This window comes from Halanaerobiales bacterium (assembly GCA_035270125.1).
Taxonomy (GTDB): domain Bacteria; phylum Bacillota; class Halanaerobiia; order Halanaerobiales; family DATFIM01; genus DATFIM01.
The window spans coordinates 1-5,948 of record DATFIM010000082.1; the positions used below are offsets into that span (position 1 = coordinate 1).

Genomic DNA, 5,948 nt, shown 5'->3' on the forward strand with positions numbered 1-5,948 from the left:
AAAGATAAGTTTCGTTATAAAGGGCCTATGGAAGATTATACACCGGCCATTATTGAAGAAAAAAGTGATAAGGGGAAATGAATATGAAATTATCCAAAAGCACTTATGAAAAATTAGCAAAGTATATTAAAAATGAAGCCAGAGAGCTGGAAAAATACTTATTTAATTATTATTTTGAAAATGGAAATAAAGAAGATATTATTGAAGCCTTAAAAAATTATCAAAATGAAGATGGAGGTTTTGGAAATAGTCTGGAACCTGATTTTAGGTTACCTGATTCTACACCACTGGCAACTTCTATTGGTTTACGCTATATTTCAGAAATTGAGGGCCATAAGAAGGCAGAAAAAATGGTGAAATCAGCCATAAATTTTCTGGAAGAAGAATTTAGAGAAAAAAGAAAAGGCTGGTTTGCTGTAAACAAAAAGGTAAACGAATATCCTCATACACCCTGGTGGCATTATGATAATGAGAAAAAAATGACTGTTATTGATCAAAACTGGGGAAACCCTTCAGTAGAAATAATAGCTTATTTATATAAATATCAGGATGTTGTAAATGAACTGGATATTAATTATTTATTGGATTATGCTATTTATTATCTAAAGAAAAAAGAAAATTTTAAATCTGAAAATGAAGTATATTGTTATCTAAAATTATATAAGGTCCTTCCAAAAGATTTTCAAAAGAAAATGGAAAAAGATCTGGCAAATGCTATATCTCAGGTTCTTGAGAAAAATAAAGAAAAGTGGCTGGACTATGTACCTCAACCCTTAGATTTTGTATCTTCACCTGAAGACTTTAGATTTGGTATAAAAAAATCTTTAATAAAAGATAATCTTGATTTTTCAGTAGCATTATTAGAAAAAAATGGGGTTATAGATCCTCCCTGGGGTAAAAGCTTTTATAAAGAAGGGCTTGAGGATGCCTATGAAGAGTGGAAGGGAATTTTGACTTTTAAAGCTTTAAAAAGACTTGATAATTATAATAGAATTGAAAAATAATATAAGGTGGTATTTATGAAGACTATTAATTATAGTGAATATTTAGATGAATATAGTAATACTAATGGGCTCTATCCAGAAGAATTAATAGAAATAGGAAAAAAATATCATAAAAAAGGTTATCTTACAAAAAATGAGTTATATCAATTAGCCCATCTTAATTCTACCAGAAGTTCCTATCATGTAAAAAAGAATCCGGAAGGTAGAGTTGAAAAAGTAACTGAAGTTGCCTATAACATTGATGATGAATTTTGTGAATTAACTTTATATACAGGATTAACCGGGATAGGTATTCCAACTGCTACAGCTATTTTAACATGTTTAGATGATGAAAAACACTGTGTTATTGATACCAGAGTCTGGGCTACATTATGGCGTCTTGGTTATTTTGACGAAGAAAAAGAAAATTTTAAAGCAGATGATTATTTAAAAATAATAAAAATTGTACGGAAAATGGCAAAAGGATCTAATTACACAACAGCCGAGATTGGTTATGCTCTTTTTGCTCATGATGTTGTTCATCGGGAGGGAAATCTTCATTAAGTACTCAGTCGATAAAGATTGAAAGGAGAAAATAATGGATGAATTAAAATATTTAAAACTTTTATCAGAAAAATTTCCTAATATTCCAGCGGTAAGTACTGAAATAATTAATTTAAAGGCAATACTAAATTTACCTAAAAGTTCTGAGCATTTTTTGACTGATCTACATGGTGAATATGAAACTTTTCAGTATAGATTAAAGAGTGCTTCAGGAGTAATAGAATATAAGATAGATAAACTTTTTTCTGAAGATCTAAGCGATCAGGAAAAAAGGGAATTAGCTGCCCTTATATTTTATCCGGAAGAAAAACTTAAAAATTTAAAAGAAAAAAATGGTGAAATTACAGAAGAACAGTATATAAATTATCTTAATCATACTATAAAATTATGTAAAAATATTGCATCAAAATATACAAAATCAAAGGTTCGCAAAGCCCTGCCTGAAGAATTTTCATATATCCTGGAAGAATTACTTTATTTACAGGATAGGAAAAGAAATAAAAGAGAATATCATAATAAAATTATATCTACTATTATCGAAATAGATCAAACTGAAAATTTTATTATATCTCTGGCTAATTTAATACAAACTTTTGCTGTAGATGAACTTCATATTCTGGGAGATGTCTTTGATCGTGGGCCTGCTCCACATAAGATAATGGAAGAATTAAAAAAACATCATAATGTTGATGTACAGTGGGGAAATCATGATATATTATGGATGGGAGCTGGTTTGGGGCAGAAAGCACTGATTGCTTCAGCTATTAGAATTAGCATAAGATATGGTAATCTCGAGATGCTAGAAGAAGATTATGGTATAAATATGCGACCTTTGGCCAGATTTGCCCGTAATTATTATAAAGACCCAAATCCTAATGTTTTTGCTCCAAAGTTAATAGAAAAAGAAATGTCTGAAAAAGAAAAGATAATTAGTACTAAAATGCAAAAGGCAATTGCTATTATCCAGTTTAAATTAGAGGGGAATTTAATAAAAAACAGACCGGAATTTGATATGAATGAAGTAATGTATTTAGAAAAAATAGATTATGATCAGGGAAAAATAAAAATAGATAATAAGGAATATAAGCTTACAGATAATAATTTTCCAACAATTGATCCTGATAATCCTTATGAATTAACTGCAGCTGAAAAAGAAGTTATAGATAAATTAAGTTATAGTTTTAAAAATAATGACCGTCTACAGGATGATATAAGATTTCTCTTTAATAATGGAAGTATGTATAAAAAACATAATGGGAATTTATTGTATCATGGATGTGTGCCTTTAAATGAAGATGGGACTTTTTCATCATTAAAAGTAAAAGGGAAAAAATTAAAAGGAAAAAATTTATTGGATTTTTTTGATGATATAGTAAGAAGGGGATATTCCTATCGGGAAAATAAATTTGATCACAGAGATTGGCTCTGGTATCTCTGGAGAGGAGAATATTCACCTCTTTTTGGAAAGAAAAAAATGACTACATTTTTACGATATTTTACTGATGTTGATAATAAAAAATTATATCATGAACATAAAAATCCTTATTATGAGCTTCGTGAAGATGAAAAAATATGCAAAAAAATATTAAAAGAATTTGAACTTGATCCGGAAGCTGGCCATATTATAAATGGACACACACCTGTCGCAGAGAAAAGAGGAGAAAGCCCTATAAAGGGTAATGGTCGATTGCTTGTCATTGATGGTGGTATATCAGCTGCCTATCATGATAAAACTGGTATTGCCGGTTATACTCTCTCTTACAACCACCTGGAAATGAGATTAACTTCTCATAAACCTTTTATTTCAAAAGAGAGAGCAATTAAAAAGCAAACCAATGATATTGTCTCTTCCTCAGTAGTAGTTAAATTTGATGAAGTAAAAAAAATTGAAGATACTGATATTGGTTATAAACTAAAAGAAGATATTGAATATCTGGAAAAATTATTATATAAGTATAGAGAAGGTATTATCAAGGAAAAATACTAAGGGAGGTTTGAACTTATGAATCAGCCTCCCATGGCAAAAGGTAAAATCCTAATTTTATCATTTTTACTAATTGTAGTTTTTTGATAGTCATCTTTTTTAACAAGTTTGCCATTACGGACAACATTATAACTTTTATCATTATAATTAGTTTTTTTGACAATTTCTGCGATAGTAGTTCCTTCAGGATAGGTTTTTTTGTCCTGATTTACAAATACTCTCATTTCTATACCTCCTAAAAAACTAAATATTTTTTAATAATATCCATTTTTTATTATTATAACATAAAGACTAATAGGTGCAAAATTTAAATAGTGGAGGCCAGGTAATTAATGGATAATAATAGTCTAACATATTCTGCAATTAGTATTTCTTTAGTTTTAGTATCATTTCTACTTTTTAGAGGAGCTGCAAATATAGTAAATAGTATTACTGTTCCAATTATTTTATATATAAATTATGCCAGGAATGATTTAAAAAAATACTTATTAATGATATTAACTTTATTTATTCTATCCTTTTTATTTTTCTTTCAACAACTTTTTTTCATAATTTTCTATGCGATTTTAGGTGGGGTTTTATATCATAGTTTTAAAAGAGATATTAATTTTATAGTAAGAACAATATTATTTGCTATTACTTTTTTACTTGGCTTTGTTATTACCATAAATATAACAGATATAGTTATTGGCACAGCTTTAAGACAGGCTTTAGCAGCGGCGGCAGCTGGAAGTGAAATAGGTTTGATATTTTTATATTTAATGACATCTATTTTAGTAGCAGTTACACTTAGTTTTGTAGGATATCAAATTGATAAAAGATTTAGGGATAATTTCTTTTAAATTAAGAATTATATATATACAGGAAATTTTAATTTTATCTCTAATTATAAAGTATATAAAGATTATAAAAATTACTTAAAGGGGTATCAAAATGAAATTAGCTACTGGCCAACATCTTATGTTTGTAAGAACTGCTTATATGAGTGAATATAAAGGTATAACCAAAAATGATAAACCATATAATGGTAGTAGCTATTTAGAAGATAGTCAACTTGTTAATGAAGCCAATAATTTTAAATCCTATCAGAATTTGTGTTATGGATTTTTTATGATTCAGGGTGATCTAAATTTAAAACGGCTGGGTGGATCAAAAGATGATGATTATGTAGATGATATTTTAGTGATTATTGTTGCTTCTTCACCACAAAAAGGAAGTCTAATTATCGGCTGGTATGATCATACCCGAGTATATAAAAAACCTCAGCAACTCCCAAAGACCTTAAAGAAAGACAGAAGAAAATTATTTAATATGAGAGCAGAGGCTAAAGATTGTTTTTTAGTTCCAGAAAGAGAAAGAATCAAATTATTTCCAGATGATTTTCCAGCAAAGATGAGAAGAAATTTTAACTGGTATGCTGAAGACAAAGAGGATAAAAAAATTGTAGAAAGAGCAATAAAATTTATGGAAAGCAAAACAATTAAATATACAAATCCCGATAAAAAAGGTTTATGGAAAAATATAAATAATTAAGGAGAGATAATCTATGAGTAAAAAATCACCTTCAATTGATAAATGGCTTAAAGAGGCAAAAAAAGATCCTTCAGTATTTAAAGAAGGAATGTTTTTGGTTCATAATGGTATTGTAAGAGAGAGTCCAAGAAAAAAAGTTAGAGAAGGAATTGATGATGGTTCTCTGGTAAAAGGAATGGAATTTGATTATGATCCCCAAAAAGTTGAGGAAGTAGTTGCAGAAACTGAAAAAATGGATGGGATTTTTTATGTAAAGACCTGGCTTAATAAAGGACATCTTGAAGTTGGTGATGATATAATGTATGTACTTGTTGGGGGAGATATAAGACCTCATGTTATTGAAGCACTTCAATTTTTAGTTGGAAAAATCAAAAATGAATGTGTAAAAGAGGTTGAGCAAACTTAAGAAATTAAGGAGGGTATAAATGGCTGTTAAAAATGTCTTAAAACTTGGGAATCCGATGTTAAGAGAAAAATCAACAAAAATTAAAGATTTTGGAGAAAATACAGAAATTATTATTAATGATTTAAAAGATACATTACTTTCCTTACAGGCAGAAAAAAATATAGGTAGAGCACTGGCTGCTCCTCAAATAGGTTATCTTAAAAAAGTTATCTATGCCAATCTACCTGAAAGAGAAATTGTAATGATAAATCCTAAAATAACCTGGAAAAGTAAGGAAAAATTTATGGTCTGGGACAGTTGTTTTAGTTTTGATATTGCTTTTTTTGTAAAAATATCAAGACATAAAAAAATAAAAGTTAGATATCAGAATACAAAAGGAGAAAACATTACTGAAACTTTTAAAGATGATTTTGCTGAATTATTTCAACATGAAATAGATCATCTGGAGGGAATATTAGCTACTGATCATTTGGAGAAT

At 28.6% G+C, this 5,948-nt stretch carries 8 protein-coding genes; 7 read left to right on the top strand and 1 reads right to left on the bottom strand.

What is annotated here, in order from left to right; all coding sequences use genetic code 11:
- The first annotated feature begins 83 nt into the window (after positions 1–83).
- The 3 genes from VJ881_04465 to VJ881_04475 are packed head-to-tail and all read left to right on the top strand — an operon-like array spanning position 84 to position 3,534.
- A complete protein-coding gene (locus VJ881_04465) occupies positions 84–1,004 on the top strand; it encodes a hypothetical protein (protein ID HKL75302.1) in 921 nt (306 codons plus the stop codon).
- A gap of 15 nt (positions 1,005–1,019) precedes the next feature.
- Complete coding sequence (locus tag VJ881_04470) at positions 1,020–1,547, top strand: hypothetical protein (GenBank protein HKL75303.1); 528 nt, start codon at positions 1,020–1,022, stop codon at positions 1,545–1,547.
- 34 nt (positions 1,548–1,581) lie between these two features.
- Positions 1,582–3,534: a fructose-1,6-bisphosphatase gene (locus VJ881_04475; GenBank protein HKL75304.1), complete on the top strand. Its 1,953-nt coding sequence runs from the start codon at positions 1,582–1,584 to the stop codon at positions 3,532–3,534.
- A 20-nt stretch (positions 3,535–3,554) separates the two neighbouring features.
- Here VJ881_04475 and thiS read toward each other — a convergent pair whose 3' ends face one another.
- Positions 3,555–3,755 carry a sulfur carrier protein ThiS gene (gene thiS / locus VJ881_04480; protein HKL75305.1) on the bottom strand — a complete coding sequence of 67 codons (201 nt, stop codon included), beginning with the start codon at positions 3,753–3,755 and terminating at the stop codon, positions 3,555–3,557.
- Between the two features lie 108 nt (positions 3,756–3,863).
- On the opposite strand from thiS, the gene VJ881_04485 reads away from it, so the two are divergent.
- The 4 genes from VJ881_04485 to def all read left to right on the top strand — a co-directional run.
- On the top strand, positions 3,864–4,373 hold the full coding sequence (locus tag VJ881_04485) for a hypothetical protein (protein ID HKL75306.1): 510 nt from the start codon (positions 3,864–3,866) through the stop codon (positions 4,371–4,373).
- A gap of 91 nt (positions 4,374–4,464) precedes the next feature.
- Positions 4,465–5,064, top strand: a complete 600-nt coding sequence (locus VJ881_04490; protein ID HKL75307.1) for a hypothetical protein — start codon at positions 4,465–4,467, stop codon at positions 5,062–5,064.
- Positions 5,065–5,077: 13 nt separating this feature from the next.
- Positions 5,078–5,470 (top strand): molybdenum cofactor biosynthesis protein MoaE, encoded by a 393-nt coding sequence (locus VJ881_04495; GenBank protein ID HKL75308.1) that lies wholly within the window; start codon positions 5,078–5,080, stop codon positions 5,468–5,470.
- Between the two features lie 19 nt (positions 5,471–5,489).
- A partial coding sequence (def, locus tag VJ881_04500; GenBank protein ID HKL75309.1) for a peptide deformylase occupies positions 5,490–5,948 on the top strand: 459 nt, incomplete at its 3' end.